General features: G+C 66.0%; 26 protein-coding genes. 19 read left to right on the top strand and 7 right to left on the bottom strand.

Annotation, left to right across the window (positions count from 1 at the left end; translation table 11 throughout):
• Positions 1–81: 81 nt before the first annotated feature.
• Genes ACZY0X_RS30190 through ACZY0X_RS30215 form a run of 6 tightly spaced genes read left to right on the top strand, consistent with a single transcriptional unit; the run spans position 82 to position 8,044 of the window.
• Positions 82–1,275 carry an MCE family protein gene (locus tag ACZY0X_RS30190; protein ID WP_463775653.1) on the top strand — a complete coding sequence of 398 codons (1,194 nt, stop codon included), beginning with the start codon at positions 82–84 and terminating at the stop codon, positions 1,273–1,275.
• Positions 1,272–2,297: an MCE family protein gene (locus ACZY0X_RS30195; protein ID WP_463775654.1), complete on the top strand. Its 1,026-nt coding sequence runs from the start codon at positions 1,272–1,274 to the stop codon at positions 2,295–2,297. Before ACZY0X_RS30190 ends, ACZY0X_RS30195 begins: the two co-directional genes overlap by 4 nt.
• Positions 2,297–3,388, top strand: coding sequence for an MCE family protein (locus ACZY0X_RS30200; protein WP_463775655.1), 1,092 nt, complete (start codon positions 2,297–2,299; stop codon positions 3,386–3,388). Before ACZY0X_RS30195 ends, ACZY0X_RS30200 begins: the two co-directional genes overlap by 1 nt.
• Positions 3,388–4,884 (top strand): MCE family protein, encoded by a 1,497-nt coding sequence (locus ACZY0X_RS30205; RefSeq protein ID WP_463775656.1) that lies wholly within the window; start codon positions 3,388–3,390, stop codon positions 4,882–4,884. The genes ACZY0X_RS30200 and ACZY0X_RS30205 overlap by 1 nt, the downstream gene beginning before the upstream one ends.
• Positions 4,884–6,299: an MCE family protein gene (locus ACZY0X_RS30210; protein WP_463775658.1), complete on the top strand. Its 1,416-nt coding sequence runs from the start codon at positions 4,884–4,886 to the stop codon at positions 6,297–6,299. The genes ACZY0X_RS30205 and ACZY0X_RS30210 overlap by 1 nt, the downstream gene beginning before the upstream one ends.
• Positions 6,299–8,044, top strand: coding sequence for an MCE family protein (locus ACZY0X_RS30215; RefSeq protein ID WP_463775659.1), 1,746 nt, complete (start codon positions 6,299–6,301; stop codon positions 8,042–8,044). Before ACZY0X_RS30210 ends, ACZY0X_RS30215 begins: the two co-directional genes overlap by 1 nt.
• A 92-nt stretch (positions 8,045–8,136) precedes the next feature.
• Here ACZY0X_RS30215 and ACZY0X_RS30220 read toward each other — a convergent pair whose 3' ends face one another.
• Positions 8,137–8,652 carry an Rv2253/PknI dimerization domain-containing protein gene (locus ACZY0X_RS30220; RefSeq protein ID WP_463775660.1) on the bottom strand — a complete coding sequence of 172 codons (516 nt, stop codon included), beginning with the start codon at positions 8,650–8,652 and terminating at the stop codon, positions 8,137–8,139.
• A gap of 193 nt (positions 8,653–8,845) precedes the next feature.
• Between ACZY0X_RS30220 and ACZY0X_RS30225 the strand changes: the two genes are divergently transcribed.
• Positions 8,846–9,244: a hypothetical protein gene (locus tag ACZY0X_RS30225; RefSeq protein WP_463775662.1), complete on the top strand. Its 399-nt coding sequence runs from the start codon at positions 8,846–8,848 to the stop codon at positions 9,242–9,244.
• A gap of 72 nt (positions 9,245–9,316) precedes the next feature.
• Here the strand turns inward: ACZY0X_RS30225 and ACZY0X_RS30230 are convergent, their stop codons facing one another.
• Together ACZY0X_RS30230 and ACZY0X_RS30235 are read right to left on the bottom strand one after the other, a co-directional pair.
• Complete coding sequence (locus ACZY0X_RS30230; protein WP_463775663.1) at positions 9,317–9,802, bottom strand: hypothetical protein; 486 nt, start codon at positions 9,800–9,802, stop codon at positions 9,317–9,319.
• 133 nt (positions 9,803–9,935) lie between these two features.
• Entirely contained in the window at positions 9,936–11,219 is a 1,284-nt protein-coding gene (locus tag ACZY0X_RS30235; RefSeq protein ID WP_463775665.1) for a cytochrome P450, read from the bottom strand.
• A 199-nt stretch (positions 11,220–11,418) separates the two neighbouring features.
• Here ACZY0X_RS30235 and ACZY0X_RS30240 point away from each other — a divergent pair, with 199 nt between their 5' ends.
• Entirely contained in the window at positions 11,419–12,033 is a 615-nt protein-coding gene (locus ACZY0X_RS30240) for a TetR/AcrR family transcriptional regulator (protein WP_463775666.1), read from the top strand.
• A 12-nt stretch (positions 12,034–12,045) separates the two neighbouring features.
• Here the strand turns inward: ACZY0X_RS30240 and ACZY0X_RS30245 are convergent, their stop codons facing one another.
• Positions 12,046–12,501, bottom strand: a complete 456-nt coding sequence (locus tag ACZY0X_RS30245; RefSeq protein WP_463775668.1) for a hypothetical protein — start codon at positions 12,499–12,501, stop codon at positions 12,046–12,048.
• 67 nt (positions 12,502–12,568) lie between these two features.
• Between ACZY0X_RS30245 and ACZY0X_RS30250 the strand changes: the two genes are divergently transcribed.
• From ACZY0X_RS30250 to ACZY0X_RS30260, 3 genes are read left to right on the top strand one after another with little or no spacing between them, the layout of a single operon-like run.
• On the top strand, positions 12,569–13,024 hold the full coding sequence (locus tag ACZY0X_RS30250; RefSeq protein WP_463775669.1) for a nuclear transport factor 2 family protein: 456 nt from the start codon (positions 12,569–12,571) through the stop codon (positions 13,022–13,024).
• On the top strand, positions 13,021–13,821 hold the full coding sequence (locus tag ACZY0X_RS30255) for an SDR family NAD(P)-dependent oxidoreductase (RefSeq protein WP_463775670.1): 801 nt from the start codon (positions 13,021–13,023) through the stop codon (positions 13,819–13,821). Before ACZY0X_RS30250 ends, ACZY0X_RS30255 begins: the two co-directional genes overlap by 4 nt.
• Before the next feature lie 15 nt (positions 13,822–13,836).
• Positions 13,837–14,358: a VOC family protein gene (locus ACZY0X_RS30260; RefSeq protein ID WP_463775672.1), complete on the top strand. Its 522-nt coding sequence runs from the start codon at positions 13,837–13,839 to the stop codon at positions 14,356–14,358.
• A gap of 5 nt (positions 14,359–14,363) precedes the next feature.
• Here the strand turns inward: ACZY0X_RS30260 and ACZY0X_RS30265 are convergent, their stop codons facing one another.
• Positions 14,364–15,080, bottom strand: coding sequence for an enoyl-CoA hydratase/isomerase family protein (locus ACZY0X_RS30265; protein ID WP_463775722.1), 717 nt, complete (start codon positions 15,078–15,080; stop codon positions 14,364–14,366).
• 107 nt (positions 15,081–15,187) lie between these two features.
• On the opposite strand from ACZY0X_RS30265, the gene ACZY0X_RS30270 reads away from it, so the two are divergent.
• From ACZY0X_RS30270 to ACZY0X_RS30300, 7 genes are all read left to right on the top strand, one after another.
• Entirely contained in the window at positions 15,188–16,756 is a 1,569-nt protein-coding gene (locus ACZY0X_RS30270; RefSeq protein ID WP_463775673.1) for an AMP-binding protein, read from the top strand.
• Positions 16,757–16,846: 90 nt separating this feature from the next.
• Positions 16,847–18,037 (top strand): amidohydrolase family protein, encoded by a 1,191-nt coding sequence (locus ACZY0X_RS30275; RefSeq protein ID WP_463775674.1) that lies wholly within the window; start codon positions 16,847–16,849, stop codon positions 18,035–18,037.
• Complete coding sequence (locus tag ACZY0X_RS30280) at positions 18,034–19,482, top strand: FadD3 family acyl-CoA ligase (RefSeq protein WP_463775675.1); 1,449 nt, start codon at positions 18,034–18,036, stop codon at positions 19,480–19,482. Before ACZY0X_RS30275 ends, ACZY0X_RS30280 begins: the two co-directional genes overlap by 4 nt.
• A gap of 125 nt (positions 19,483–19,607) precedes the next feature.
• Positions 19,608–20,453: a hypothetical protein gene (locus ACZY0X_RS30285; RefSeq protein WP_463775677.1), complete on the top strand. Its 846-nt coding sequence runs from the start codon at positions 19,608–19,610 to the stop codon at positions 20,451–20,453.
• On the top strand, positions 20,450–21,124 hold the full coding sequence (locus tag ACZY0X_RS30290) for a hypothetical protein (protein WP_463775678.1): 675 nt from the start codon (positions 20,450–20,452) through the stop codon (positions 21,122–21,124). Before ACZY0X_RS30285 ends, ACZY0X_RS30290 begins: the two co-directional genes overlap by 4 nt.
• A gap of 34 nt (positions 21,125–21,158) precedes the next feature.
• Positions 21,159–22,157, top strand: coding sequence for a patatin-like phospholipase family protein (locus ACZY0X_RS30295; RefSeq protein WP_463775680.1), 999 nt, complete (start codon positions 21,159–21,161; stop codon positions 22,155–22,157).
• Between the two features lie 32 nt (positions 22,158–22,189).
• The gene (locus ACZY0X_RS30300; RefSeq protein ID WP_463775682.1) at positions 22,190–22,861 is read left to right on the top strand and encodes an IspD/TarI family cytidylyltransferase; all 672 of its coding nucleotides are present in this window, start codon (positions 22,190–22,192) and stop codon (positions 22,859–22,861) included.
• Here the strand turns inward: ACZY0X_RS30300 and ACZY0X_RS30305 are convergent.
• Positions 22,836–23,570, bottom strand: a complete 735-nt coding sequence (locus ACZY0X_RS30305; protein WP_463775684.1) for an IspD/TarI family cytidylyltransferase — start codon at positions 23,568–23,570, stop codon at positions 22,836–22,838. The two genes, ACZY0X_RS30300 and ACZY0X_RS30305, sit on opposite strands and share 26 nt — an antisense overlap.
• Before the next feature lie 89 nt (positions 23,571–23,659).
• Between ACZY0X_RS30305 and ACZY0X_RS30310 the strand changes: the two genes are divergently transcribed.
• Entirely contained in the window at positions 23,660–24,931 is a 1,272-nt protein-coding gene (locus ACZY0X_RS30310; protein WP_463775685.1) for a low temperature requirement protein A, read from the top strand.
• A 19-nt stretch (positions 24,932–24,950) separates the two neighbouring features.
• Here ACZY0X_RS30310 and ACZY0X_RS30315 read toward each other — a convergent pair whose 3' ends face one another.
• Positions 24,951–26,222, bottom strand: coding sequence for an MFS transporter (locus tag ACZY0X_RS30315; protein WP_463775687.1), 1,272 nt, complete (start codon positions 26,220–26,222; stop codon positions 24,951–24,953).
• Positions 26,223–26,232: the final 10 nt, after the last annotated feature.

The raw sequence follows: 26,232 nt of genomic DNA on the forward strand, positions 1-26,232 counted from the left end.
GGTCTCAGTGACCCTGCTGGTCTCACTGGCCGTCTACGGCTCCAACGGCAACTTCAACCTGTCGGGATAGGGAGAACATCGATGTCTAGCTCAGCGGTTCGCCCGCTCGCGGGCCTGGCCACCGTCCTCGTCCTCGTCGCGATCGTCGTCTTCGCGCTCGGCATGTTCGCGGGCGGCTTCGGAACCACCGTGCCGGTCACCGTGGTCTCCGAACGTGCCGGCCTCGTGATGAACCCGCAAGCCAAGGTCAAGATGCGCGGTGTTCAGGTCGGCCAGGTCGAGTCGATCGAGACCACGTCCGACGGCAGGGCAGTCCTGCACCTGGCGATGGATCCCAAACAGCTCAACGACATCCCGGGCAACGTCGACGTCAACATCACCTCCTCGACCGTGTTCGGCGCCAAGTTCGTGGAGTTGGTGGCACCGTCGGATCCGTCGTCGAAGCCGCTGGCCAAGGGCCAGCAACTCGACGCCCAGCACGTCACCGTTGAGACCAACACCGTCTTCCAGCAGCTGACATCGGTGTTGAAGGCGATCGACCCCGTCAAGCTCAACGAGACCCTGTCCGCGCTCTCGGGTGCACTGAACGGGCGCGGCGAGAAGCTGGGCCAGACCGTGACCGACTTCAACAAGTACCTCAAGCAGATCAATCCGAGCCTGGAGAACATCAGCCGCGATCTCGAACTGGCTCCCGTCGCGCTGAGCGCATATGCCGACACCGCACCGGATCTCGTCGACATCATCGAGAGCACCACCAAGGTGAGTGACACCCTGGTGGACCAGGAGCAGAATCTCGACGCCTTCCTCATCAGCGCCGTCGGACTGGCCGACACCGGCAATGACGTGGTGGGAACTAACCGTCAGGCACTCACCGACGTCATGCGCATGCTGGTACCGACGACCAATGTCGCGAGCAAGTACTGGGAGAACCTGCGTTGTGGGCTCCAGGGACTGAACACCTTCGTCCACAACCCGCCGCCCGACCGCCCAGGAGTCGACGTCTCCGCCAGCTTCACTCTCGGTGTCGAGCGCTATCGCTATCCCGAGGACCTGCCAAAGGTCAACGCCACAAGCGGTCCGTCCTGTAAGGATCAGATGCTGCCGACCGTGCCGAATGGAAAGCGCCCACCCTTCCTCGTCACCGACGTCGGTGCCAACCCGTGGAAGTACGGCAACCAGGGCATCCTGCTCAACTCCGACGCACTCAAGCAGGCGCTGTTCGGACCGATCCAGGGCCCGCCGCGGAATAGCGCGCAGATCGGAATGCCGGGATGACCCGATCACGCGGCACCATCATCAAGTTCGGCATCTTCGCGGCGATCATGTCGCTGCTGACGGTGTTCCTGTTCTTCACCTTCGGGCAGTACCGGACCGGATCCACCAACGGGTACTCGGCGGTCTTCACCGACGCCTCGCGGCTGGCCACCGGCGATACGGTCCGGGTGGCCGGCATCCGGGTCGGAACCGTCACGGACGTGTCGCTGCAGGGCGATCGCAAGGTGCTGGTCGAGTTCGACGCCGATCGCGATATCAAGCTGACCAGCGGTACGAACGCCGCGATCCGCTACCTCAATCTGACCGGTGACCGCTACCTGGACCTGATCGACGGTCCCGGCTCGACGAAGTTGATGTCGCCGGGGTCGCAGATTCCAGTCGACCGCACTCAACCCGCCCTTGATCTGGACTTGCTCCTCAGTGGACTTAAGCCGGTGATCCAAGGTCTGAATCCCCAAGACGTCAACGAACTCTCGTCGGCCCTGATCCAGGTCTTCCAGGGCCAGGAGGGCACGCTCGACTCCCTGTTGGCGAAGACCTCATCGTTCACGAGCACCCTGGCGGACGACAACGAGAACATCGAGGGGGTGATCGACAACCTCAACGTGGTGCTCGGCACCATCTCCAAGGACGGCGATCAGTTCTCCGGTGCCGTCGATCGTCTCGAGAAGCTCATCAGCGGGCTGTCGCAGGACCGGGATCCGATCGCCACCGCGATCTCATCGCTGGACAACGGAACCGCGTCGATCGCGGATCTCCTCACCCAGGCGCGACCTCCGCTGGCGGGCACGGTGGATCAGCTGAACCGCCTGGCGCCCAACCTCGAAAGCGGCAAGGGCTTCCTCGACGGAGCGCTACAGCGCGCTCCTGGCAACTATCGCAAGCTCGCACGGATCGGTGCCTACGGCTCCTTCGTGCAGTACTACATCTGCGAACTCTCCATCCGCGTCACGGATCTTCAGGGCAGAGCGTCGTTCTTCCCCTTCGTGAAGCAAGAAAACGGAAGGTGCGCTGAGCCGTAATGCTGAAGTATCGCGCAGCCAGTCTCGTCCGCGCCGGCTTCATGGGCGTTGTTCTGGCCATCCTGATCATCGCTGTCGGGCTGCAACCCGAACGCATACTCGCGTATGCCACGTCGCTGCAGTACAAGGCGCTGTTCAGTGAGGCCGGCGGCATCATCGTCGGTAACGACGTCACTCTGTCCGGCATCAAAGTCGGTGCGGTGACTGATGTTTCACTAGATAACGGCGATGCCCTCGTCGCGTTCACGATCAACGGCAAGTACGTGCTGGGGTCGGAGACCACCGCTCACATCAAGACCGGCACGCTGCTGGGCGAGCGGGTGCTGAGCCTGGAGTCCTCGGGCAGTGGGAAGCTGGACCGCACCGAGGCGATCCCCGTCTCACGGACGTCATCGCCGTACTCGCTGAGCGATGCGGTCGGCGAGCTGACGGAGAACACCGCCGGCACCGACACGGGGCAGCTCAACCAGTCGCTGGACACGCTGTCGACGACGCTGGACCAGATCGCACCGCGGCTGGGGCCGACGTTCGACGGCCTGTCCCGGGTCTCCCGGTCGTTGAACAGCCGCAACGAAACCCTTGCCGACCTGCTCAAGGCCGCGTCCGACGTCACGGGAATTCTGTCGGAGCGAAGCCAGCAGGTGAACAGCCTCATTCTCAACGCCAACGATCTCCTGGCGGTCCTGGTCGAACGTCGTCAGGCGGTCGTCGACCTTCTCGCGAACACGTCGGCGGTGTCCAAGCAACTGGTCGGCCTGGTGGCGGACAACGAGGCGGAGTTGGCGCCAACGCTGGAGCGGCTCAACAAGGTGAACGAGGTATTGGTGCGCAACCGCGACAATCTCGCCAAGGCGATCCCCGGAGCGGCCAAGTACCAGACCACGTTGAGTGAGGCCGTGTCCAGCGGCGCGTATTACACCGCATACGTGCCGAACTTCAACCCGGGCGGGCTGATTCAGCCGTTCCTGGACTACGCGTTCGGATTCCGCCGTGGTGCGTTTGGCGCCGGCGCGCCGCCCACCTCACCCGAGACCGGGCCGCGGGCTGAACTGCCGTTGCCCTACAACGCGCTTCCCGGGGGTTCACGGTGATGTCGGAGAAGTCTCGAAAGTGGCTCGTCCCCACGGTCGCTGGGGTGCTCGTGGTCGCGCTTCTCGGCGGCGGTTTCGTCGCCGCCCGTGCACTGTTCTTCGGCCCCAACACGATCACCGCGTTCTTCCCCACGGCGACGGCCATCTACCCGGGCGATGACGTCAGGGTCTCAGGTGTCAAGGTCGGCACGATCTCATCGATCGAGCCGCAGGGCACGCAGACCAAGATGACCATGAGGGTCGACAGGTCCCTACCCGTGCCCGCTGACGCATCGGCGGTGATCGTCGCCCAGAACCTGGTCGCCGCCCGCTATGTGCAGCTCACACCGGCGTACCGGACAGAGGGCCCGAAGATGGCCGATGGCGCGGTGATTCCGACGGACCGGACCGCGGTCCCCGTCGAGTGGGACGAGGTCAAGCGCCAACTCGAGCGGCTCGCCACCGATCTGGCTCCCACCGGCGATACGTCCACCAGCTCGGTGGGTCGCTTCATCGACAGTGCCGCCAACGCCTTGGACGGCAACGGCGACAAGCTGCGCGCGACGCTGGCCGAACTCTCCGGTGCAGGCCGCATCCTGGCCGAGGGGAGCGGCAACTTCGTCGGCATCATCAAGAACCTGCAGATCTTCGTTTCGGCGTTGCGCGGTAGCAATGAACAGATCGTGGCCTTCAACGATCGCCTGGCGACGCTGTCCAGCGTGCTCGACGGCAGCAAGTCCGACCTCGATGCGGCGCTCACCAATCTGTCGGTCGCCACCGAGGAGGTGAAGCGATTCGTCGCGGGCAGCCGGAATCAGACCGCCGAGCAGCTCGAGGGTCTGGTCAAGGTCACCCAGACGCTTGTCGACGTGAAGGATGACTTCGAACAGGTCCTGCACGTCACACCAACGGCGTTCGCCAACGGCTACAACATCTACGACCCGGATATCGGCGCCGTCCGCGGTGGCTTCTCGATCCCCAACCTGGCCAGCCCCATGCAGTTCGTGTGCGGCATGATCGGCGCCACGCAGAACACCACCGCGCCCGAGACCGCGAAGCTGTGCCACGACTACCTCGGTCCCGCGCTGCGGCTGCTCAACCTGAATTACATCCCGGTTCCGATCAACCCGTACCTGGCCAGGTCGGCCGCCCCGCACAACATCGTCTACGCCGACCCCAAGCTGGCACCCGGTGGTGAGGGCGGTGCGCCCATGCCACCCGAGACGCCGCCCGCGGTCTCGGCGTACACCGGTCTGGACGGCGATGTTCCGCCGCCGCCTGGCATGGGCCCACCAGGGGTTCCGCTACCGACCAACGAGCGAACGCCGCTGCAGCCGTTCCCCGCGCTGTATCCGGGCGCTGAGGTGCCCACACCGGCCGACACGAGGATCGGACCTCCGCCTCCGGAGCCTGCCGCGGGGCCAAGCCTGCCGGCAATGCTGCTGCCCGGCGAGACTCCGCCACCGGCTCCGGGCCCGCCGCTCGGGCCGCCACTTGCTGCTGAGGGGACGCCATGATGAGGGGAGCGATTGGACTACCGCGCACGCGAGGAGCAATTGGACTACCGCGCACGCGAGGAGCAGTTGGTCGGCTCTTCGCCGCCGGTACCTGTGTGGCGTTGAGCGCCACGGGGTGTGCGTTCCAGGGAGTCAACTCGCTGCCCCTGCCTGGTGCAGTGGGGCGTGGTTCCGACGCGACGGTCTACCACGTGCAGATTGCGAACGTCTCGACGCTGGAATCGAATTCGCCTGTCCTCATCAACGACGTCGTGGTGGGCAGCGTCGGCAAGATGGAAGTTCAGGACTGGCATGCCAACGTCGAGATCTCCGTCGAGCCCGGCGTGGTCATCCCGGCGAATGCTGTCGCCCGGGTCGGACAGACAAGCCTTCTGGGCTCGATGCATCTGGCGCTGGACCCGCCACTGGGTCAGTCGCCCGAGGGCAAACTGACACCGGGGTCCACGATCGGGCTCAACGAGTCGTCGACCTATCCGACCACGGAGGAGACGCTGTCGTCGCTGTCCGTGGTGGTGAATGCCGGCGGGTTGGGCCAACTCGGCGACGTCGTCCACACGTTCAACGCAGCCCTGTCCGGGCGGGAGGAGGACTTCCGCTCACTGCTCACTGAACTCGACACGTTTATCGGAACCCTGGACACCCAGCGTCACAACCTCGTCGCCACGATCGACGCCCTGAATCGGGTTGCCTCGAACTTCGCCGACCGACGCGAGGTGATCAACCAGGCGCTACAACGGATTCCACGCGCGCTCGAGGTCCTCGATCGTGAGCGGCCACAGCTCACCACCGCGCTCACCAAGCTCGGACAGTTCAGCGACACGGCCAACAGGCTCGTCAATGACACTCAGGCCGACCTGGTGCGGAATCTGAAGAACCTTCAACCGACCATTCAGGCGCTCGCCGACGTGGGACCGGACCTGGACGCCGGCATCGCCTACGCGACGGTGTTCCCATACGGCCAGAACCTCATCGACCGTGCCGTCAGAGGCGACTTCATCAACCTCTTTGCGACGGTTGATATCTCCGGGCCGCGACTGCGGAAGTCGATATTCCTCGGAACGCGCGCCGGCCAGGAGGGACGAGACCTGGTGCCGATGCCCGGCGAGCCGTACTTCCAGCGCTACACCTACGATCCGATCGGCCGCCCGCTGGCACCGCCTCCACTGGGTGGTCCGTTGGGGCCCGTGCCGCCGAACAATCCGGGTTTGAATGCTGACCCGCCGGGGGCGGAACGCAGCCTGCCGGGACCGGGTGCCGTGCTGGCTCCGCCGCCGCCGGTCACAGGTCCCGTACTACCCGTGGTCCCGCAGGCGAAGACCGACGGGGCGACGATCGAGAGTGCGCCGCCGCCAGGCGGGGGAGGGCCCATCTTCGCCGGGCCGTACCCACGCCCGGCGCTAGTTGGAGGTAACTGATGCTGACTCGCTTCATCAAGATTCAGCTGGCGATCTTCACGGTCGTCTCGATCATCGGCGTCGCGGTGATGGCGTTCACCTATGTTCAGGTGCCGACGCTGCTGGGCCTCGGACGCAACGTCGTGACCCTGCAGCTGCCCTCCTCGGGAGGGCTCTACCGATTCAGCAACGTGACGTACCGCGGCGTGGAGGTCGGCAAGGTCACCGATATCAAGGTCACACCCAACGGTGCGGAGGCGACGATGTCGATCGCGACGTCGCCGAAGATTCCGGCCGACCTGCAAGCGGAGGTCCGAAGCGTCTCGGCCGTCGGTGAGCAGTACGTCGACCTGCGGCCGCGTACCGACTCGGGTCCCTACCTGCAGAACGGTTCGGTCATCACCGCGGAGAACACCACAATTCCGGCGCCCGTCGGACCGGTGTTGGACAAGGTCAACAATCTGGTTGAAACGTTCCCCACGGATCGGTTGAGTGCGCTGCTCGATGAGACATACAAGGGATTCAACGGTGCTGGTTACGATTTCGGCTCGCTGCTGGACTCCGGTGCGACGCTGAGCGCCGACCTGAACAGCGTCGCGGGGCAGACCCGCACGCTGGCTGATGACGCTCGACCCCTACTCGAGGGACAGGCGCAGAACGCTGACGCGATCCGAACCTGGGCGCGCAGTCTCGCCGGTTTCACCGGCCAGCTCGAGGCCAGCGATCCGCAGTTTCGCACTGTGCTGCAGACGTTCCCAAGTTTTGAGGGCGAGGTCTCGGGGCTGCTGAACCAGCTCAAGCCGACACTGCCAGTGTTGCTGGCGAACCTCGGCACGGTCGGCGAGATCCTCATGACGTACAACGCGTCACTCGAGCAACTCCTGGTGCTGCTGCCGCCGTACATCGCACAGCAGCAGGCGTATACGGCCACCTCCGACTCGACCGGTGCTCCGCGCGGTGACTTCGCCGCAACAGTCAGCGATCCGCCGGCCTGTACCGTCGGGTTCCTTCCGCCGTCGTCGTGGCGATCACCCGCCGATGAGTCCGATATCGACACCCCGGACGGCATCTACTGCAAGCTGCCTCAGGATTCACCGATCTCGGTGCGCGGCGTGCGCAACTTTCCCTGCATGAGGAAGCCCGGTAAGCGAGCACCGACTGTCGCGATCTGCAACAGCGACAAACCGTTCGTGCCACTGGCGATGCGTCAGCACGCGACGGGACCCGCGCCGTTGGACCCGAGCCTGATCGCGCAGGGTATTCCGATCGATGACCGGGCCACCCTCAGCGATGACATCCACGCGCCGATTGAGGGCACTCCGCTGCCGCCCGGCGCGGTTCCCTCGGGTACGCCGCCCGGTGTGTCACCACTCGAGGCGCCTCTAGCGCCGCTCGCGCCTGCTGCACCCGCGGCGCCCATCCTGCCGCCCCCGCCTGCCGGTAACTCCTTGAACGGACAGCCGATACCGGCTGCGGGACCGCCGCCGGGACCCGCGACCGAGGCCGCGTCCGTGGCGCCGGTTGGGGAGGCGCCGCCGGTGCTCCCACCCGCTGAGCCGCCCCTTGCGTCAGGCGATGGATCGGTTCCCCAGGCTGCTCCGAGTTCGTTCGGTGCCAAGCCCGGAGCCGGCCCCTCGGTGGCTGTTGTCGAATACAACCCGCGCACGGGCGAGTACATCGGTTCCAACGGCAAGCTGTACACCGTGACGAATCTGGTGGCGGGGTTGCCGCTGCCCAAATCGTGGAAAGACTTGATGCCGCACTAGGACTCGCGCAAGAACGCCCCCCTGCCGGACCGGCGGGGGGCGCTCTTGTGGGTGTTTCAGTCGGCGATCAGCTGATGCTGATCAAGAGATCATCAAGAGATCTTGGTGATCTTGACCGGGAGATTCAGTACCAGCGACTTGTTTCTGCCGCAGTTGCCACTCACGCCGGTTGTCTCGTCCTCGCCGACCCACAGGTCGGATATCCGCTGGGACATGCCCTCATCGGTTGCGGGGTAGAACTCGTAGATCTGAAGGCCGGGGGCGCGACCACCCTCGGGGCACGGGATCCATTCGGGAACATAGTGTTTGACGTACCACGTGTTGCCGGTGCTGGTGTAGATCTCCTCGGTCCAACCCAGGCTGCTGGTGACCTTGCCCGAGCAGGTCAGCGCCGTGGTGCACGTCGTGTTGACGGTCCACGTGCTGTGCACGGACGGTTCGTCCTGATAGCGGTCATTCATCCTGGCCCACTCGCCATTCGAGACCACGGAGAACGTGCCGTTCATGGCGTACTGCTCGTACTCGGCGGCTGCCGGCGGTGCGGTGCCGAGTCCGAATGCGGCAGCGGCGATCAACGCAGCCCCCGAGACCACCTTCTTCGGGCTCATGTGATGCTCCTTCGTCCCGCCATGGCAATGCCATTCTTACGCAGGAGAATAACACTTTTGGCATGTCGGGAAGACTGTGTTCGGGCCTCGCCTGTGCCGTGGATTGTCACGGGTGTGACCAGCGGTGACAGGGTGGCATTCGATCTTCTCTGAAGGAGAGAATTTCGCTCTCCGATGTGGGAGAGTATCTTTCGTGCGAATCGTCGTGGCTGCCGCAGCTGGTCTCCTGGCCGCAGGGCTGTTGACTGCGCCCCCGGTGTCGGCCGAGCCCGCCCCCGCAGAGCCCGCCGCGGCCGAATGCAATGAGCCCTCGTGTGTTCCCGGCATCATGCCCGGAGCTGTGCTCGGCGCCCCCTGTACCCAGACCACCTATTACGTGTTCGGGGTGACGTCCTGGGGCCGATTGGTGTTCTGCGGATCGCCGCGCCGTCTGGCGCCCCGCTGGTTCCGGACCACCGAACTGCGCGGCATAAAGACCGAGGGCAGTAACTGTTCCGGACGTGAGGGTGAGATGGCGCAGGCCCCGGACGGCTTGTTCCTGTCCTGCGACGTGCGCAATGCCGCCGCGGCCTGGACGCGCGGCGACATCTGAGCTGAAAGCAGCGAATCCCTCCGCCAGTCGGCGGAGGGATTCTTGTCTGCGACGGAAGTCGGTCCGTCGCCCTCAGTACCGGCGTAGCGAGAAGGCGTACGTGCTGGTGCCGCCCGGTGCCCCGTAGCAGCCCGCGTTGTAGGTGGAATCGATCGTGCCGGCCAGCGACACCGCGTCCCACGAGTAGACGTCGTGCGAGGGCAGGTTGTAGCCGACGCAGCGCACGCCGTCGATCACGTCGACCGTCAACGTATACCGACCGTCAGCGTAAAACGCCGTGTTCTGAATTCGTTGACTCTTCAACGGTCTTGGGATGCCGATCACGTTGAGGTTGTCGGTCTCGGGCACGAGGACTGGATCGTTGATCCACGTCGCACATTCGGGGCCGCCGCAGGAGTGTGCGACCGACCAGATCCACGCGTGATCATTCCAGCGGTCGGTCAGAACCTCGTAATTCCCCACCCGCATACCGGCATTGGCGGTCGGAGCGCCGACCATCGCCGCGGTTACGAGGGCAGCTCCCAGTACCGGTAGTGCCTTCTTCGCCGTTGTGGCCACGGCCATCTCCCGTCTTCGCAAGCGCTTGTCAGTCGCAGCCTATCGGGCAGGCAACGCCGCCGTCAGCCAGATGGCAGACCTCGTCTTCGGTGCCGCTGCAACCGATCTGCTGCAACGGCACCGCCGAGGATGCCTACCCGACGGGCGTGAACTTGATGTTGATCTCGGTGAGCCCGCGCAGGATGAAGGTGGGCTCGTAGGTGTAGCTCCGGTTGTCCGCGGGGCCGTGCTTCTCCTCATCGATGGTGATGTCGGCCATCCGGTCCAGGATGCGCTCGATCGACACCCGACCCTCCACGCGGGCCAACGGCCCACCGGGGCACGAGTGCACGCCGCGACCGAACGCGATGTGCTCACGAACGTTCTTGCGGTCGAGGTCGAAGTCGTGCGGGTTCTCGAACCGGCCGGGATCCCGGTTGACCGCGCCGGGACAGACCATCAGCGTGGTCCCCGCGGGGACATCCATGTCCCCGACCTTCGTGTCCTTCTTGGCCAGCCTGAACTGGCTCTTGACCGGAGCGTCCATCCGCAGTGACTCCTCGACGAACACCGGGATGCGGCTGCGGTCGTCGCGCAGTGCCTGCTGGACCTCGGGGTGGTCGCCGAGGACCTTCATGGAGGCGGACAGCAGCTTGGTGGTGGTCTCCTGACCCGCGGCGAACAGGAAGGTCGCCGAGCGGGCCACCTCGAGGACCGGTGGAACCGAACCGTCGGGGTAGTTGGCGGTGGCCAGCGCAGTCAGCACGTCGTCGCGCGGTGTCGCGCGACGGTCCTCGAGGTAGCCGATGAACTTCTCGTCGAGCCATTCGAGCGGGTTGGTGCCGACGAGGTCGGTGTGGTCGAGCGAGCCGACGATGGCTCCCGGCCGTGGTGAGCCAAGGACCGTGCGGAACTGCTCGTGGTCCTCCTCGGGCACGCCCAGCATGTCGGCGATCACCAACAGCGAGAACGGCTTTGCATACGCGCTCAGGAACTCGCAGCTGCCCTGTGCGACGAAGTCGTCGAGGCACTCATCGGCGAGCCGCCACATGAAGTCCTCGTTCTCCTTCAGCCGCCTGGGCGTGAGGAGCCGGTTCAGAAGCGACCGGGCGTTGGTGTGATCGGGCGGATCCATGGTGACCATGTGCTCGAACATCGGCATCTGCGAGCGGTGTGCCGCGATCTGGTCGGTGATGTCGTTGCCCTCGGGGGTGAACGGCAGCGGCGGGAACGGCCCCGCCACCGCGATGCACGACGAGAAGGTGTCGGTGTCCTTCAACACGACTGCGGCCTCGTCGTATCCGGTGATGGCCAGCACGCCGTAGTTGGGTTCCCGCACGATCGGACACTTGCTCCGAAGGTGGTCGAAGTAGGGGTGCGGGTCGGGAACCAGAGACTGATCGGTGAAGTAGTCGACCGTGTCGAAATCGGCGGTCATCTCAATAGTTCCTTCCGGAGCCGCGATGAGGCGGGAGACGGGACGCGCGCCGAGCGGGGCTGTCGGCGCGATTGATTGAAAGTGCTGAGCACTTGCTTAGCATGACGTAGTGTCGCGGTCAAGGTTGCGACACGCAACGGGCGTCTACGATTCGCGTGCGGAATCGAGGATCGGCACGTAGAGACAGGGAAGGGCGGCCATGACATCGGACCGGAGGATCGGAGGCCCGGACGCCAAGAATCGCGGCGTGCTGCTCGATGCGGCCGAGCAGCTCATGATGGAGGAGGGCTACGCCGCCGTGACGTCGCGCCGTGTGGCGGAGCGGGCCGGCCTGAAACCGCAATTGGTGCACTACTACTTCCGCACCATGGACGAACTCTTCATCGAGGTCTTCCGCCGGATGTCCAAGCTGGGGCTCGAGGCGCACGCCGAGGTGCTGAAATCGGAACAGCCGCTGTGGGCCATGTGGGAGTTCGGCAGCGACCCGCACGTGGCCAGGCTGTTGATGGAGTTCATGGGCCTGGCCAATCACCGCAAGGCGCTGCGGGCCGAGATCGTCCTGTTCGCCGATCGGTTCCGCGAGCAGCAGGTCGCGGCGATGGAGGTGGTGCTCCGTCGCTACGGCCAAGAGGTGTCCGACGTACCGCCCGTCGTGTGGGCGGTTTTCGCGACGAGTGTGTCCCGGGTGTTGGTACTGGAGCAATCGCTGGGTATCACCTTCGGGCACAAGGAGTTGCTGTCGTTCTGTGAGGACTGGCTGCGTCGCCTCGAGGGTGATCGGATCTCGGAGGTTGCCCCGGCGTCATCGGTCTGAGTCGAGCGCCCGTCACCAGTTCCGTACTGAGCAGAGCGCTCCCTTGGGGCCTTGATTGGTGGCCACCACCTGGCCGTCGACCGCCAGGACGCAGTGGAAGTTCGGCTGCTGGACAGAGTCCAGGCTGCTGACTGTCACCATCGCCCACTGGTCGGGATTGGCCAGCATGGCGTCGAACGTCCACATCTGGTCCGGGCCGAGGTCCGCCTCGACGTTGGGGCTGAAGACGTAGGGATTGTGGCTGTAGTCGGCCCAGTTCGGCGGGTCCACATCGCGGTAGTAGATCTCGGCGTTCCGAAACGGAACCTCCGAGAACACCGTGTACTTGACGTGATGGAGCACCGGTTCCTCGGCGCTCGCAGTGGGCACGTTCAGCCCGACGCCGGCGATCAGCAACAGTGACACCGGCGCGACACGGGCCAGTGCCCTCGCCGCGCGTGTTGAGGTCGCTCGCAACGGAAACATCATTTCCAAATATTAGAACGATATTTACGAGCGGGCGGCGAAACGGCCGGGAACTGGCTAGCTTCGACCCATGGACACGGACGTCGCTCAGATCGGTGAAGTACTCATCCGCTACGCAACCGGTATCGATCAGAAGGACTGGACGCTGTTCCGCACCTGCTGGGCCGACGAGATCGACATCGACTACGCCGAAGTCGGCACGTTCACCGATCCCGACGCGTTCACCGAGGTCGTGCAGCAGCTCCACGGCAGCATGGGCGCGACGTACCACCGGTTGTCCAACTTCGTCATCGACGTACAGGGGGACCAGGCCACGGTGCGGTCCTATGTCCACGCGGTGCTGATGCTGGTGCCGGGCGACGCCGACAACTGGATCGACGTCGTCGGGCACTACGACGATGTGTTCGCGCGGACACCGAGCGGATGGCGCATCCGCAAACGCAGCACGAGCATGGCGCGGATGCTCACCGGTGGCGCCCGGGCCGGCGCCGCGACGGCCGCGGGCATCGACGACGCTCGCGCATGACCGACTTCGCCGCCAAGTACGGCCGCTGGGCGCTGATCGCTGGAGCATCGGAGGGCATCGGCGCGTGCCTGGCCGACGAACTCGGAGCGCGTGGGCTCGACCTGATCCTCATCGCCCGCAACGGCACACTTCTCGACGAGGTCGCCGCCCGTGTGCGCGACCGCCACGGCGTCGAGGTGCGGTCGCTGACCATGGACCTGACCGACCCCGACGTGGGGGAGAGGGTCGCGGCCGCCACCGACGGGCTAGAGGTCGGGCTCGTCGTCTACAACGCCGGCGCCTCGGACCGCACATCGACGTTCCTGGACAACGAGTACGAGTACTCGCTCAAGCAGATCAAGTTGGACTGCGTCGGGCCAGTCGCACTGGCCCGCCACTTCGGTCCCGGGATGCGGGACCGCGGTCGCGGCGGCATCGTGCTGGTGGCATCGCTGGCATGCGTGGCGGGATCGGCGACGCTGGCCGTGTACTCGGCGGTCAAGGCGTTTCAGCACAACTTCGCCGAGGGTTTGTGGGCGGAGCTTCGGCCGCACGGTGTGGACGTGGTCTGCACCCCGCTCGGCATGACGTACACGCCGGCGCTCCAACGGATGGGCGTCGAGTACGACCCGGCGTCGCAGATGACGTCGGAGGCCGTCGCGGCTGAGATCCTCGAGCACATCGGCGACGGCCCAGTGCACGTCGTGGGGGAGAACAACCGCGCCGTGGCATCCCAGGTGTGGACCATCGATCGGAGGGCTCTGGTGGAGATGATGAGCACGGCGTCGGCCGATTTCGCAGCCCGTAGGAAGGCCTGACATGGAGGAGGCCCGATGAATCCGATTCTTCCGGGAGTCGTGCGCCAGATCGGCTACGTCGTGACTGATCTCGACGCCGTCATCGAGGGCTGGGTGGCGATGGGCATCGGTCCCTGGTTCGTGATGCGCGGACTGCAGCAGAACGTGACCTACCGCGGTGAGCCGTGCTCGGTCACGCTGTCACTGGCGTGGGCGAACAGCGGCGACATGCAGATCGAGTTGATCAATCAGACCGATGACACCCCGAGCATCTACACCGAGTTCCTGGAGATCCACGGCGAGGGTTTCAACCAGTTGTGCTGGTGGACCGACGACTTTGACGCCACCATGGCTGCCGTCGCCGACGCGGGGTGGCCGGTGGTGTGGGCCGGTGGCGAGGATCAGGGGCAGCGTTACGCCTATGTGGAGCCGCCGACGGGTGCGGCGATCGCCGAGATTACCGCGCGCACCGAGGCTCTCGTCGGCATGGCCGAACTCGTCCGCAGCGCCGCGGTGGACTGGGACGGTAGGGACCCGATCCGGAGCCTCGGCGGCTGATCAGCTCACCTGGCGCGTTTCATCACCGCCTCGGCAGCGACCCAGTGCGCGTCGGCGACCCACAACCGCGCGAAGGCCGCGATGGCCTCCTCGGGTGTGGTTCCGTTGATGACTCGCTTGACCTCGCCGGCGGGACGATTGGCGAGTTTGCGTGCGACCGAGCGCCATTCGTCCTCAAACGAGGCGCGCGGCACGACACGCTGCACCAGGCCGACGCGTTCGGCCGCGGCAGCATCGAGGATCTCACCGGTGCCCGCCAGCAGCAGCGCCTGGCTCCTGCCGACCAGAGCGGCCAGTCGTTCGGCGCCACCCCAGGCGGGCATGATCTCCAGCGCCACCTGATTGAAGCCGATCCTGATGTCATCAGCGGCGATCCTGATATCGGCCGACACCGCCACCTCGGCGCCGCCGCCGAGGGCGTGGCCGTTCAGTGCGGCCAGCACGGGCCCGGGGAATGCCGCGATTCGGTCGCACACCGTTCGCATCTTGCGTGCCATCGCGGCCGCGTCGGCCTCGGTGCGGATGGCGCTCAGTTCCTTGAGGTCGCCCCCGGAGACGAACGCCTTGTCGCCCGCGCCGGTGATGACCAGCGCTCGCGCGCCCTCGGCGCCGTCGAGGGCATGCGCGAGGCGGTCCATCGTGGACAGCGAAATGGCATTGCGCGCGTGCGGTCGGTCGATGGTGATGACGGCCAGCCCGTCATCCAACTCGAGCTCGACCATGCGACTGTCGTCCAATTGATTCTCCGTATACGGTATTGGCATTCTCAAATGCGGAGAATAACATCTCCCTGTCACCCAAACGGCCCTGCAGAGGTGCGGTAGAACCCATGCGAAAGATCCCCGAGGCGCTGGTCAAACACTACGAGGCGCAGGGCTGGTGGACGTCGGAAACCCTCGGTGACGTTCTGGCCCGCGGCCTGGCGAAGGTTCCGGATCAGAGCTTTGTGGTGCACTCCGAGTTCGAGCCGTATGTCGGTACGTTCGCCGAGGTGGAGGACCAGGCCCGCAGGCTGGCGGCCGGTCTCCGCGGGCGGGACGTCGAGCCGGGTGACGTCGTGGCGATGCAGCTGCCCAACTGGAGGGAGGCCGCGGTCACCTTCTGGGCCGCGGCGTTCCTGGGTGCCGTCATCGTGCCGATCGTGCACTTCTACGGGCGCAAGGAACTGGCCCACATCATCGCGACCGCGAAGCCGAAGGTGTTCATCACGACCGAGTCGTTCGGCCGGATGACATTGCATCGCGACATCTGCGCTGACGTGCCGATCGTGGCGCTGGTCGGTGCCGAGCGCCGTGACGCGGAGGAACATGACACGGCGGTCTATGACTTCGACGATCTGCTCGCCGACGAGCCGATGGCGGGGGTCATCCCCGCCGATCCCGCCAGCCCGGCGCTGATCGCGTTCACCTCGGGGACCACGCGCGATCCGAAGGGTGTGATCCACAGCCATCAGACGCTGAACTTCGAGACGCGGCAGTTGTTGGACAACTACCCGTCCGATCGGGGAAGGCAGCTGACCGCCACGCCCGTCGGCCACTTCATCGGGATGGTGGGCGCGTTCCTGATCCCGATACTCGAGGGTGCGCCCATCGACCTGTGCGACGTGTGGGATCCGGGCAGGGTGCTGGCTCTCATGGAGTCCGACGGGCTGTCCATCGGCGGTGGTCCGCCGTACTTCCTCACCAGCCTGATGGACCATCCGGACTTCACCGCCGAGCACATGAAGCTCATCACGACCGCTGGTTTGGGTGGATCGACCGTGCCCGCGGCCGTCACCAGGCGACTGGCGGATCGCGGGGTGCTGGTGTTCCGTTCCTACGGCAGTACAGAGCACCCGTCGATCACGGGGTCCCGGCCGAGTGCGCCGGAGGACAAGCGGCTGTTCACCGACGGCGACCCGCGTCCCGGTGTCGAGATCCGGTTGACCGACGAGGGTGAGATCCTCAGCCGCGGACCCGACCTGTGTCTGGGCTACACCGACCCGCAGCTGACTGCCGTGTGCTTCGACGAGGACGGCTGGTATCACACCGGTGACGTCGGCGTTCTCGATGCCGACGGGTACCTGACCATCACCGATCGCAAGGCCGACGTCATCATCCGCGGCGGCGAGAACATCAGCGCACTCGAGGTGGAGGAGGTGCTGTTGGCCATGCCGGAGGTGATCGAGGCGGTGGTCGTGGCGGCGCCGGACGCGAGACTTGGGGAGCGCGCCGCGGCGGTCCTGCGGCTCCGGGCGGGCGTGTCGATGCCCACGCTCGACGACGTGCGCGCGCACTTCGCGGCGGCCGGCGTGGCTCGGCAGAAGTGGCCGGAGGAACTCCATCAGGCCGACGACTTCCCGCGCACCGCGAGCGGCAAGGTTCAGAAGTTTCGGGTCCGCCAGAACATCGCGACCTAGTTCGCCCGAACGCCCGGCGGTAGGCCCGGTGGGCATTGCCACCTGACGTAGATGAGAATAGGATTCTCTCAAGAGGAAAAGGAGTGTTTCATGGGGCAGCTTTCACACCGGGTCGACATCCCGTTCCCGTTGTTCGACGCCGACAACCATCTGTACGAGCCGCCGGAGGCGCTGACCAAGTTCCTGCCCAAGGAGTACAAGGACGTCGTCCAGTACGTCGAGATCAACGGTCGCACCAAGATCGCGCTGCGCGGGCAGATCAGTAACTACATCCCGAACCCCACCTTCTCCGTGGTCGCCAAGCCAGGCGCATGGGAGGAGTACTTCAAGTTCGGCAACCCCGACGGCAAGAGCAAGCGCGAGCTGTTCGGTGAGCCGATGAAGGCCATCCCGGCGTTCTTCGAGCCCGGTCCGCGGCTGGAGAAGATGGACGAGCTGGGCCTCGACCGCACTCTGATGTTCCCGACGCTGGCCAGCCTGATCGAGGAGCGGCTGAGTGATGACCCGGTCGCCATCCACGTCATCGTGCATGCGCTGAACGAGTGGCTGCACGAAGTCTGGGGATTCAACTACAAGAACCGCATCTTCACGACCCCGGTGATCACCCTTCCCATCGTCGAGAAGGCGATCGAGGAACTGGAGTGGGCGGTCAAGCGCGGCGCCCGAGCGATTCTGATCCGCCCGGCGCCGGTACCCGGTTTCCGCGGTCCGCGGTCGTTCGCGCTACCCGAGTTCGACCCGTTCTGGCAGAAGTGCGTCGAGTACGACATTTTCGTCGGTATGCACTCCAGCGACAGTGGCTATTCGCGCTACACCTCCGAGTGGGACGGTGGAGCCCAGGAGATGCTGCCGTTCCAGACCAACGCGATGGGCATTCTCAACGAGTGGCGCCCGATCCAGGATGCGGTGGCCTCCTGGGTGATTCACGGTGCGCTGTTCCGGTTCCCGACGCTGAAGGTGGGCATTGTCGAGGCGGGGTCGAAGTGGATGTTCCCGCTTCTGGACTCCATGGCTGAGGTGTACAAGAAGGCGCCCGAGGCCTTCGCGGGCAACCCCATGGAGGAGATCAAGAACCGGATCTTCGTCAGCCCCTTCTACGAGGAGGGCATCGACGATCTGATCAACCTGATCGGCGTGGACCAGGTGCTCTATGGCTCAGACTGGCCGCACCCGGAGGGCCTGGCGGAGCCGACGCACTACATCACCGCGCTCGAACACCTCTCCATGCAGGATCAGGCGAAGATCATGGGCGGCAACCTCGGTCGTCTCGTCACGGTGTGACCCAGAAAGGGCACTGGAGGACCATCCCGGAGATGGTCCTGAGTTCAGCGGACCGATTCGGCGACGCCGAGGCGATCGTCGACGGTCCGCTGCGTCTCACCTACATCGAACTCGCCGAACGGATTCGGCGCACCGCGGGGGCGTTCGCCGAGGTGGGTATCGACAAGGGTGACCGAGTCGCGGTGTGGGCGCCCAACTCCGCCGAGTGGATCATCGCGGCCCTCGGGCTGGTGACCGCCGGCGGAGTGCTGGTCCCGGTCAACACCCGGTTCAAGGCCGAGGAGGCCGCCGACGTGGTGTCACGCAGCGGCGCCAAGGCGGTCATGGTCGAGAAGGGCTTCCTGGGACAGGATTACGGCGTCGGTCTGGACGTGCCGACGATCGACCTCAAGTCCGACTTCCTGGCCAGCGGTGCGCTGTTGGAGCGCGAGGTCGACGGTGACGACGTCGCCGACATCATCTACACCTCAGGCACCACGGGGCGGCCCAAGGGCGTCATGATGAACCACCGCCAGACGCTGCGAATGTATGAGGAGTGGTGCAACCTCGCCGATCTTCGCGAGGGGGACCGGTACCTCATCGTTAACCCGTTCTTCCACACCTTCGGCTACAAGGCCGGGTGCATATCGTCGCTGATCCGTGGCGCGACGATCCTCCCCGTTCCGGTGTTCAACGTCGATGAGGTGGTGGAACTCATTGCCGCCGAGCGCATCACGATGCTGCCCGGCCCGCCCACTCTGTATCACTCGCTGTTGGCGGTGAAGGACAAGACCAAGTTGGCGACGCTGCGCGCCGGCGTCACCGGCTCGGCGGACATCCCCGTCGAACTGATCCGGCGGGTGCACGAGGAGCTGCCGTTCCAGACGCTCGCGACCGGCTACGGGCTCACGGAATGTGGCACGGCGACGCTGTCCCGGCCCGACGACTCGTTCGAGGACGTCGCGACCACGGTGGGCACGCCGTGCGACGGCATCGAGGTCGACATCGCCGAGGACGGTGAGGTGCTGGTCCGCGGCTATAGCGTCATGCAGGGCTACCTCGACGACAAGGCCGCCACGGACGAGGCGATCGATTCGCAGGGGTGGCTGCACACAGGCGACCTCGGCGAGTTCACCGATGGCGGCCGGCTGCGAATCGTCGGTCGTAAGAAGGACATGTACATCGTGGGCGGTTTCAACGCCTATCCCGCCGAGATCGAGGGATTCCTCCTCGAACACCCGGTGATCGCTCAGGTCGCGGTGATCGGCGTGCCCGATGACCGGATGGGACAGGTTGGCAAGGCCTTCGTGGTGCTGCGTGCCGACGCCGGGGAGTTGCCTGCCGATGAGCTGATTGCGTGGAGTCGGCAGCGAATGGCCGGATACAAGGTCCCGCGCTATGTATCGTTCCTCGACGAACTGCCCACCAACGCCTCCGGCAAGGTCGTCAAGGACAGTCTTCGTTGAGCGTCCCATGGTGCGGAAACCATTTCCGCAGGCAGTGGCCGGAACGGGTACCGTCGTGAAAATCTTCAAAATTGAACATGTCATTCTCAGCTCGCGCACGCTCGACGCAGGAACAGGAGGCCCGCATGCCGCCAAGCGATCGCACCCCGTCGGTCCTCAACGGTGACAACGGTGACGACGGTGCTGGCTCGGCCGATTCCGTTGGTCCCGATGACGCACTAGCGCTCGCCGAAGAGGCCGAAGCCGAGGCTGCCGAGGCGGAGGCACTCGCGGCCGCCGCCGCGGCCCGGGCTCGCGCCCTTCGGCTACGTCGCGAGGCCGCAGCGGCCGCCGCCGCCGACACCCCCGCGGACACCCTCGACGACACCGATGATGTCGTCGACGTCCCAGATTGCGACGACGTCGTAGGCGAGGGCCCAGTTGTCGAGGACGCTGTCGCTGAGGACACCGCCGAGCCCGAGCGTCGCCGACGGTTGAGGCTGCCGCGGGTGTCGCTCGCCGTGCTGGGCGCAATCCTGGTGGTGCTGCTGACCCTGGGATTCCTCGGGGCCGGCGGTTACATGATGTGGCAACACCGGCAGAACCTCGCCGAACAACAGCGCTCGGCGGAGTTCGCCGCGGGCGCGCGCCAGGGTGTCGTGACGTTGATGTCGTTGGACTTCAACCGTGCAGAGGACGATGTGAAACGCATCCTCGAGAACACCACGGGTGACTTCCGGAAGGACTTCGAGTCGCAGGCGGAGGACTTCGCCCAGGTTGCCCAGGAGTCGAAGGTCGTCACCGAGGCCACCGTCAATGCTGTTGCGGTCCAGTCGATGACGCAGGACACCGCCAGGGTGTTGCTCGCCGTCACCACCCGGGTCTCCAACGTGCAGAGCCAAACGCAGGAGCCCCGCTCCTGGCGGCTGGCGGTGGACGTGGCCCGTGAAGGCGATCAGATCAAGCTGGCGAAAGTCGAGTTCGTGCCATGACCAATGACAAGTTGGAGCCTGCCGCCGAATCGGGTGACGTCGAACCCGCCGAGATCGAGCCCACCGCCGTCGAACTCGACGAGAGCGCCGCAGGCGAGGGTGGCCTCGTGGGTGACACCGAGAGCGACACCGCCGCAGAGGAATCGGAGGCGCGCACACTAAGCATGTACAAGCGGGTCCTCGTGTCGGCCGTGCTGGGCGTCCTGTTGGTGGCCTCGGCGGCGTTCGCATCGTGGATCTACTTCTACGAACAGCGCCCGGATTCGCAGACCAACGACCGGGTGGCCGCGGACGTGTTGAAGGCGGCCTCCGACGGAACTGTCGCGTTGTTGTCGTACTCGCCGGAGAGCCTGGACAAGGACTTCGCCAACGCCAAGTCGTACCTGACCGGTGACTTCCTGAACTACTACACGCAGTTCACCAACGACATCGTGACGCCGGCGGCCAAGCAGAAGAACGTCAAGACAACCGCGCAGATCGCCCGTTCGTCCGACAAGGACGCCGCGGCGGTATCGAAGTTGCAGCCGGATTCGGCGGAGGTGCTGTTGTTCATCAACCAGAACACCACCAGCAAGGAGAACCCGGACGGAGCGTTCGCCGCGAGCAGCGTGAAGGTTGGGCTGACCAAGGTGGACGGCAGGTGGCTCATCTCGACCTTCGACCCGGTTTAGGCGAATCGCGGTCATCGCGCACTAGCCTCGGGCCATGGCACGAACCCGACCGGTCGACCTCGTCCTGTCCGGCGGCGGCGTCAAGGGGGTTGGCCTGGTCGGCGCCGTCGTCGCACTGATGGACGCCGGATACCGTCCGCGCCGGGTGTCGGGCACCTCGGCGGGCTCGATCGTCGGCGCGGTGGTGGCAGCGGCCCAGATCGGCAAGATGACGAGTGCGCAGGTCAAGGACCTTGCCCTGCAACTGGATTACTCCAAGTTCCTCGATCCGGGACCCGTGGAGCGTGTGCCGTTCGTCGGCCCCTCGCTCGCCCTGCTTCGGGGGACCGGAATCTACAAGGGCGACTACGCCCGGGACTGGGTGCGCAGTCAACTCGCCGACCTCGGCGTGCACACCTTCGGGGATCTGGCCATCGACGATGACGAGCTACCCGTCGAGCAGCGGTACTGCCTGGTGGTCACCGTCGCCGACACGACCACAGGTCAACTGGTGCGGCTGCCGTGGGACTACCGCAGGGTCTACGGACTGGACCCCGACGACCAGTCCGTCGCCGACGCCGTGCGGGCGTCGATGTCGATCCCCTTCTTCTTCCGCCCCGTCAGTCTGACCAGCGCCGAGGGTCTGACCTCGACGCTCGTCGACGGGGGGTTGTTGTCCAACTTCCCGGTCGACAGCCTCGACCGCACCGACAATCAGAAGCCGCGCTGGCCCAGCTTCGGGATCACGGTGCTGCCGAACCTGCCCGACGGCAACGACAGCGTGATCCCCGCGCTGGCAGCGCTGCGGCACTTCGGACCGCCACACCTGCTGGAGGACGTCATGACGACCGTTCTGGTCGGACGCGACCAGGCCTACCTGAACCAGCCGTGGGTCAGCGCCCGCGCGATCCGGGTGGACTCGACCGACGTCGGCTTCCTCGACTTCGACATCGACGACGATCAGGTCGAGGCGCTGTACCAGCGCGGCTACTCAGCCGCCGAACGGTTCCTCGAGACCTGGAACTGGGCGGCGTACCTGCGTCGGTTCCGCTGACGTCCCATCGCCGTCCGATAGCGTGCTGACCGATGGCATCCTCAGCGAGCGAACCCTGCGCGATCGTGTCCGTCGATACGACCGTGACACCGCATGCAGCGCTTGCACCGGTGGCGGGAGAGGCCGCCCTGGTGTGGGTGATCCGGTCGCTGCTGGGACCCGGTCGGGTGCCCGCCGCGCGCGTCGTCGTGGCGACGATCGCGATGACCGCGGCGGACGTCCGATCGGCACTGGAGTTGGCCGGGCTCGCCGACGTGGCGGTGGTGGTCAGCGCGGAACCCGGATCGCGCGGCCAGTGCCTCTCCGCGGGACTGGAATATCTTGGGCAGGAAGTTAATTCGCCACAGCACGTGCTCGTTCACGATCACCGCTGGCCGCTGACGTCGACGGCCGTTACCGATCGGGTGCTGGGCGCTCTGGTAGCCGGTCATCCGGTGGTGGTGCCGGTGTTGCCGATCACCGACACCGTCAAGCAGGTCGATGACGGGGGATCGGTGATCGCGACGGTCGACCGGCTCTGGCTGCGGACCGTGCAGTACCCGCGCGGCTACCGGGCCGACACCCTGGCCAGGTTGATCGACGACGGTGACGACCTTGGGCACGGCGTGGCGACCGTGGCGGGTGATCCCGATGCGGTGGCTGCCGACCTGCCAGCCGACGCAGCGCTGATCGGCGCCATCATCGAGGCGCGCCGTCCCCACTGAACCGCTCGCGCAGCAGTCGGGCCGCCACCTCGATGTCATGCGGGAACGTCACCTTGAAGTTGGTCGCCGCCCCGTCGAACACGTGCACGTCGACGTCGCTGAAACGCTGGACGCACGCCGAGGTGTCGGTGCCGTCGAAACCCTCGGCATCCGCCGCGCGGTAGGCCGCCAGGAGCGGTGCCGCGCGAAACGCCTGCGGTGTCTGCACCCGCACGAGCGTGCCGCCGACAGGGGCCAGCGACCCGTCGGGCGCCTCGCGGAGCACATCGCCTGGGGACAGACCCGGTATGGCGCCGCCGAACTCGCGTGCCGTCGCGACCGCGGTGCGCATCAGGTCGGTCCCGGCCAGTGGGCGTGCGGCGTCGTGGATCAGCACGACGTCCACGGCGCCGGACTCGATATCGTCGGCCAGGTGGCGTAACACGTTGAACTCTGAGCCGTGCCGAGTGTCGCCGCCCTCGACGAGTTCCACCGTGGCCGAGTCGACTTCGTCCGACAGCAGGCGTTGCGCGGTCGCTCGTTCCCCGCGTCGAAAGACGAGCACTGTGCGGTCGATGTCCGGAGTCTTGGCGACGGCGCGCACCGACCACGACACCATGCTGCGGCCCGCCAACGGCAGATAGGCCTTGTTGCCGTCCGCCCCGACCCTGGTGCCCATGCCTGCGGCCAATACGACGCCCACCGCCATCGGCCCGGTTGTCGCGCGCATGCACCCACGCTAGCGTCCCATCGAGGGCGGAGAGCCGACCCGGTACGGTCGACCGGCCGAAGTGCGATGTCGAGAGGGTGGGGCGCCCAATGAGTGAGTCACCGGCGGAGCCGCCTGCAGGCGTGCGCGCGCACCACCTGCGCAGGATGGTGGGACGCGATCCACACCAACCGCACCGGGTCGCGACACCCCTGGAGCTGCTCTTCGACCTGACGTTCGTGATCGCGTTCGGTGTCGCGGCATCGCAGTTCGCACACGCCCTTGCCGCGGGCCACGTCGGGGTGGGGCTGACGGGATTCCTCTTCGCGACGTTCGCGACGTGCTGGGCCTGGATCAACTTCACCTGGTTCGCCTCGGCGTATGACACCGACGACTGGATCTATCGCGTACTGACGATGGTGCAGATGGTTGGCGTGCTCATCCTGGCGCTGGGCATACAGCCGTTCTTCGCCTCCATCGAGCACGGCGGACACCTGCGCAACGAGCTGCTGGTCGCCGGTTACGTGGTGATGCGAATCGCGTTGGTGGCGCAGTGGTTACGTGCCGCCCGGCAGAACCCGGATTGCCGGTCGGCCTGCCTCACCTACGCGGGTGCCATCGTCATCGTCCAGATCGGCTGGATCGCGTCGATATTCCTCCCGGTGTCGGTCCCGGTCGGGTTGGCCATGTTCGCGATCCTGGGAGTCGCCGAGATGCTCGGGCCGTGGCTCGCCGAGACCCGCATGGGCGGCACGCCGTGGCATGCCCATCACATCGCCGAACGCTACGGGCTGCTGGCCATCATCGCGCTCGGTGAGGGCGTGGTCGGCACCGTGGCCTCGCTGACCGCCGTCGTGGAGGACCATGGTTGGACGCCGGACGCGGTCATTCTCGTGATCGCAGGCACCGGGCTGACGTTCGGGATGTGGTGGATCTACTTCGCGCTGCCGGGTGCCGAGCTTCTGCACGCACACCGTGAGCGGTCCTTCGCGTTCGGCTACCTGCACATCGCGGTGTACGGCGCGATCGTCGGCACCGGTGCGGGTCTGCACACCGCGGCCTACTACGTGGAGGGGCATTCCGCGCTCGGTTCGGTGGGGACGGTGCTGGCGGTTGCCGTACCCGTGGCGGCCTACGTCGGCCTGGTCTTCGCGCTCTACGGCCTGATGGTGAAGGCGTGGGACGTGTTCCACATTCTTCTGGCGCTCCTGACGGCCGCCGTTCTGGTGTCCGCAGTCGCCGCGGCGATCGTCGGTGTGCCGATGACGGCGTGCCTGCTGGTCGTCACGCTGGCGCCCGTGGTCACCGTCGTAGGGTTCGAGGTGCTGGGTCATCGACACATGGCGCGGGATCTCGCCGCGAGCGGCGCGGAGAACCACTAGATCACGACGTACAGACGTCTCAGCGTTCTACCGCGCCCGCGTCGAAAGTCTCCAACAGAGCGCGCTCCTCCTCGGCCCGCATCAACCGCCGGGTCTTGCGCCGCGTGATGAGGATGCCAATGACGGTCAAGATCCAGATGACGTACTGGGCGGTCCAGGCGATCCGGAACGACTCGAATGAGTACCCGCCGCTCGCTTCGAGGATGGCTCCCATCGCCTGCATCACCAGCAGGGAGGCGATGAAGCCGCCCATGTTGACCATGCCCTGCGCGGTGCCGAGGATGGCGCTCGGATTGAACGTGCGGGCGAAGTCGAAGCCCACCATCGACCCGGGCCCGCCGACGGAGATGACGACGATCAGGATCACCAGAAGCCACAGCGGCGCGCGTCCGGGCAGCGCCAGAACCACCGTCCAGACCAGCGCGTTGCTGGCAATGATGCCCAAGACGATGCGCGATCGCCGGTGCGGTATGCGACCGGTGGCTATGCCGATCACGATGCCCGCGGCGATGGCCGCCACGACCGACACCGTCAGCAGCGCACCCGCCACGCCTGCCGACTGGCCCTGCGCGACCGTCAGATAGGGCACGCCCCACATCAGCGCGAACACCGTCACGGAGAACTGTGTGCCCATGTGGGTGAAGAAGCCCAGCCGGGTACCGGGTCTCAGCCAGACGGTCTTCACGCTGGACAGCGTCTCGCGGACCGTCATCGCCTCGGGCGCCACGACGCGGCCACCGGGTGCGTCACGCACCACTGCGAGCGCCAGCACCATCGCCAGGGTGCCCAGCGCGGCGACCGAGATGTAGGCCGTCGCCCAGGTGGTGCCGGTCAGCAGGGCGAGGAAGGGAACCGCGGACAGCACCTGCCCGAGCTGGCCACAGATACCGGTGAGCTGTGTCAGCAGCGGAACCTGCTTCGGTGTGAACCAGTTCGGGACCAGCCGGAGCACCGATATGAATGTGAGCGCGTCACCCAGTCCGACGACGGCTCGCGCGCCGATCGCCAGCGGCAGGGACTCGGACAGCGCGAGCGTGAGCTGGCCGACGGCCATGAGGCCGGCGCCCGCCGCGATCAGCACCCGCGAGCCGTACCGGTCGAGCAGCACCCCAGCAGGTACCTGCGCGCACGCGTAGACCACGACCTGCAGCACCACGAACGACGACAGCACGCTGGGGCTGGCGGCGAATCGCTCGGCGGCGTCGAGACCGGAAACCCCTAGCGTGGTGCGATCCAGGACGGCGACGATGTAGGCGAACAGCCCCGTCAGCCAGATGATCCACGCGCGCACCTGACCCATC

The organism is Mycobacterium sp. IDUB_39, from assembly GCF_055419205.1.

Coding starts and splice junctions, on each gene's coding strand:
- ACZY0X_RS30190 (WP_463775653.1), top strand. CDS start 82: ATGTCTAGCTCAGCGGTTCGCCCGCTCGCGGGCCTGGCCACCGTCCTC.
- ACZY0X_RS30195 (WP_463775654.1), top strand. CDS start 1,272: ATGACCCGATCACGCGGCACCATCATCAAGTTCGGCATCTTCGCGGCG.
- ACZY0X_RS30200 (WP_463775655.1), top strand. CDS start 2,297: ATGCTGAAGTATCGCGCAGCCAGTCTCGTCCGCGCCGGCTTCATGGGC.
- ACZY0X_RS30205 (WP_463775656.1), top strand. CDS start 3,388: ATGTCGGAGAAGTCTCGAAAGTGGCTCGTCCCCACGGTCGCTGGGGTG.
- ACZY0X_RS30210 (WP_463775658.1), top strand. CDS start 4,884: ATGAGGGGAGCGATTGGACTACCGCGCACGCGAGGAGCAATTGGACTA.
- ACZY0X_RS30215 (WP_463775659.1), top strand. CDS start 6,299: ATGCTGACTCGCTTCATCAAGATTCAGCTGGCGATCTTCACGGTCGTC.
- ACZY0X_RS30220 (WP_463775660.1), bottom strand. CDS start 8,652: ATGAGCCCGAAGAAGGTGGTCTCGGGGGCTGCGTTGATCGCCGCTGCC.
- ACZY0X_RS30235 (WP_463775665.1), bottom strand. CDS start 11,219: ATGACCGCCGATTTCGACACGGTCGACTACTTCACCGATCAGTCTCTG.
- ACZY0X_RS30240 (WP_463775666.1), top strand. CDS start 11,419: ATGACATCGGACCGGAGGATCGGAGGCCCGGACGCCAAGAATCGCGGC.
- ACZY0X_RS30245 (WP_463775668.1), bottom strand. CDS start 12,501: ATGATGTTTCCGTTGCGAGCGACCTCAACACGCGCGGCGAGGGCACTG.
- ACZY0X_RS30250 (WP_463775669.1), top strand. CDS start 12,569: ATGGACACGGACGTCGCTCAGATCGGTGAAGTACTCATCCGCTACGCA.
- ACZY0X_RS30255 (WP_463775670.1), top strand. CDS start 13,021: ATGACCGACTTCGCCGCCAAGTACGGCCGCTGGGCGCTGATCGCTGGA.
- ACZY0X_RS30260 (WP_463775672.1), top strand. CDS start 13,837: ATGAATCCGATTCTTCCGGGAGTCGTGCGCCAGATCGGCTACGTCGTG.
- ACZY0X_RS30265 (WP_463775722.1), bottom strand. CDS start 15,080: ATGGTCGAGCTCGAGTTGGATGACGGGCTGGCCGTCATCACCATCGAC.
- ACZY0X_RS30270 (WP_463775673.1), top strand. CDS start 15,188: ATGCGAAAGATCCCCGAGGCGCTGGTCAAACACTACGAGGCGCAGGGC.
- ACZY0X_RS30275 (WP_463775674.1), top strand. CDS start 16,847: ATGGGGCAGCTTTCACACCGGGTCGACATCCCGTTCCCGTTGTTCGAC.
- ACZY0X_RS30285 (WP_463775677.1), top strand. CDS start 19,608: ATGCCGCCAAGCGATCGCACCCCGTCGGTCCTCAACGGTGACAACGGT.
- ACZY0X_RS30290 (WP_463775678.1), top strand. CDS start 20,450: ATGACCAATGACAAGTTGGAGCCTGCCGCCGAATCGGGTGACGTCGAA.
- ACZY0X_RS30295 (WP_463775680.1), top strand. CDS start 21,159: ATGGCACGAACCCGACCGGTCGACCTCGTCCTGTCCGGCGGCGGCGTC.
- ACZY0X_RS30300 (WP_463775682.1), top strand. CDS start 22,190: ATGGCATCCTCAGCGAGCGAACCCTGCGCGATCGTGTCCGTCGATACG.
- ACZY0X_RS30305 (WP_463775684.1), bottom strand. CDS start 23,570: ATGCGCGCGACAACCGGGCCGATGGCGGTGGGCGTCGTATTGGCCGCA.
- ACZY0X_RS30310 (WP_463775685.1), top strand. CDS start 23,660: ATGAGTGAGTCACCGGCGGAGCCGCCTGCAGGCGTGCGCGCGCACCAC.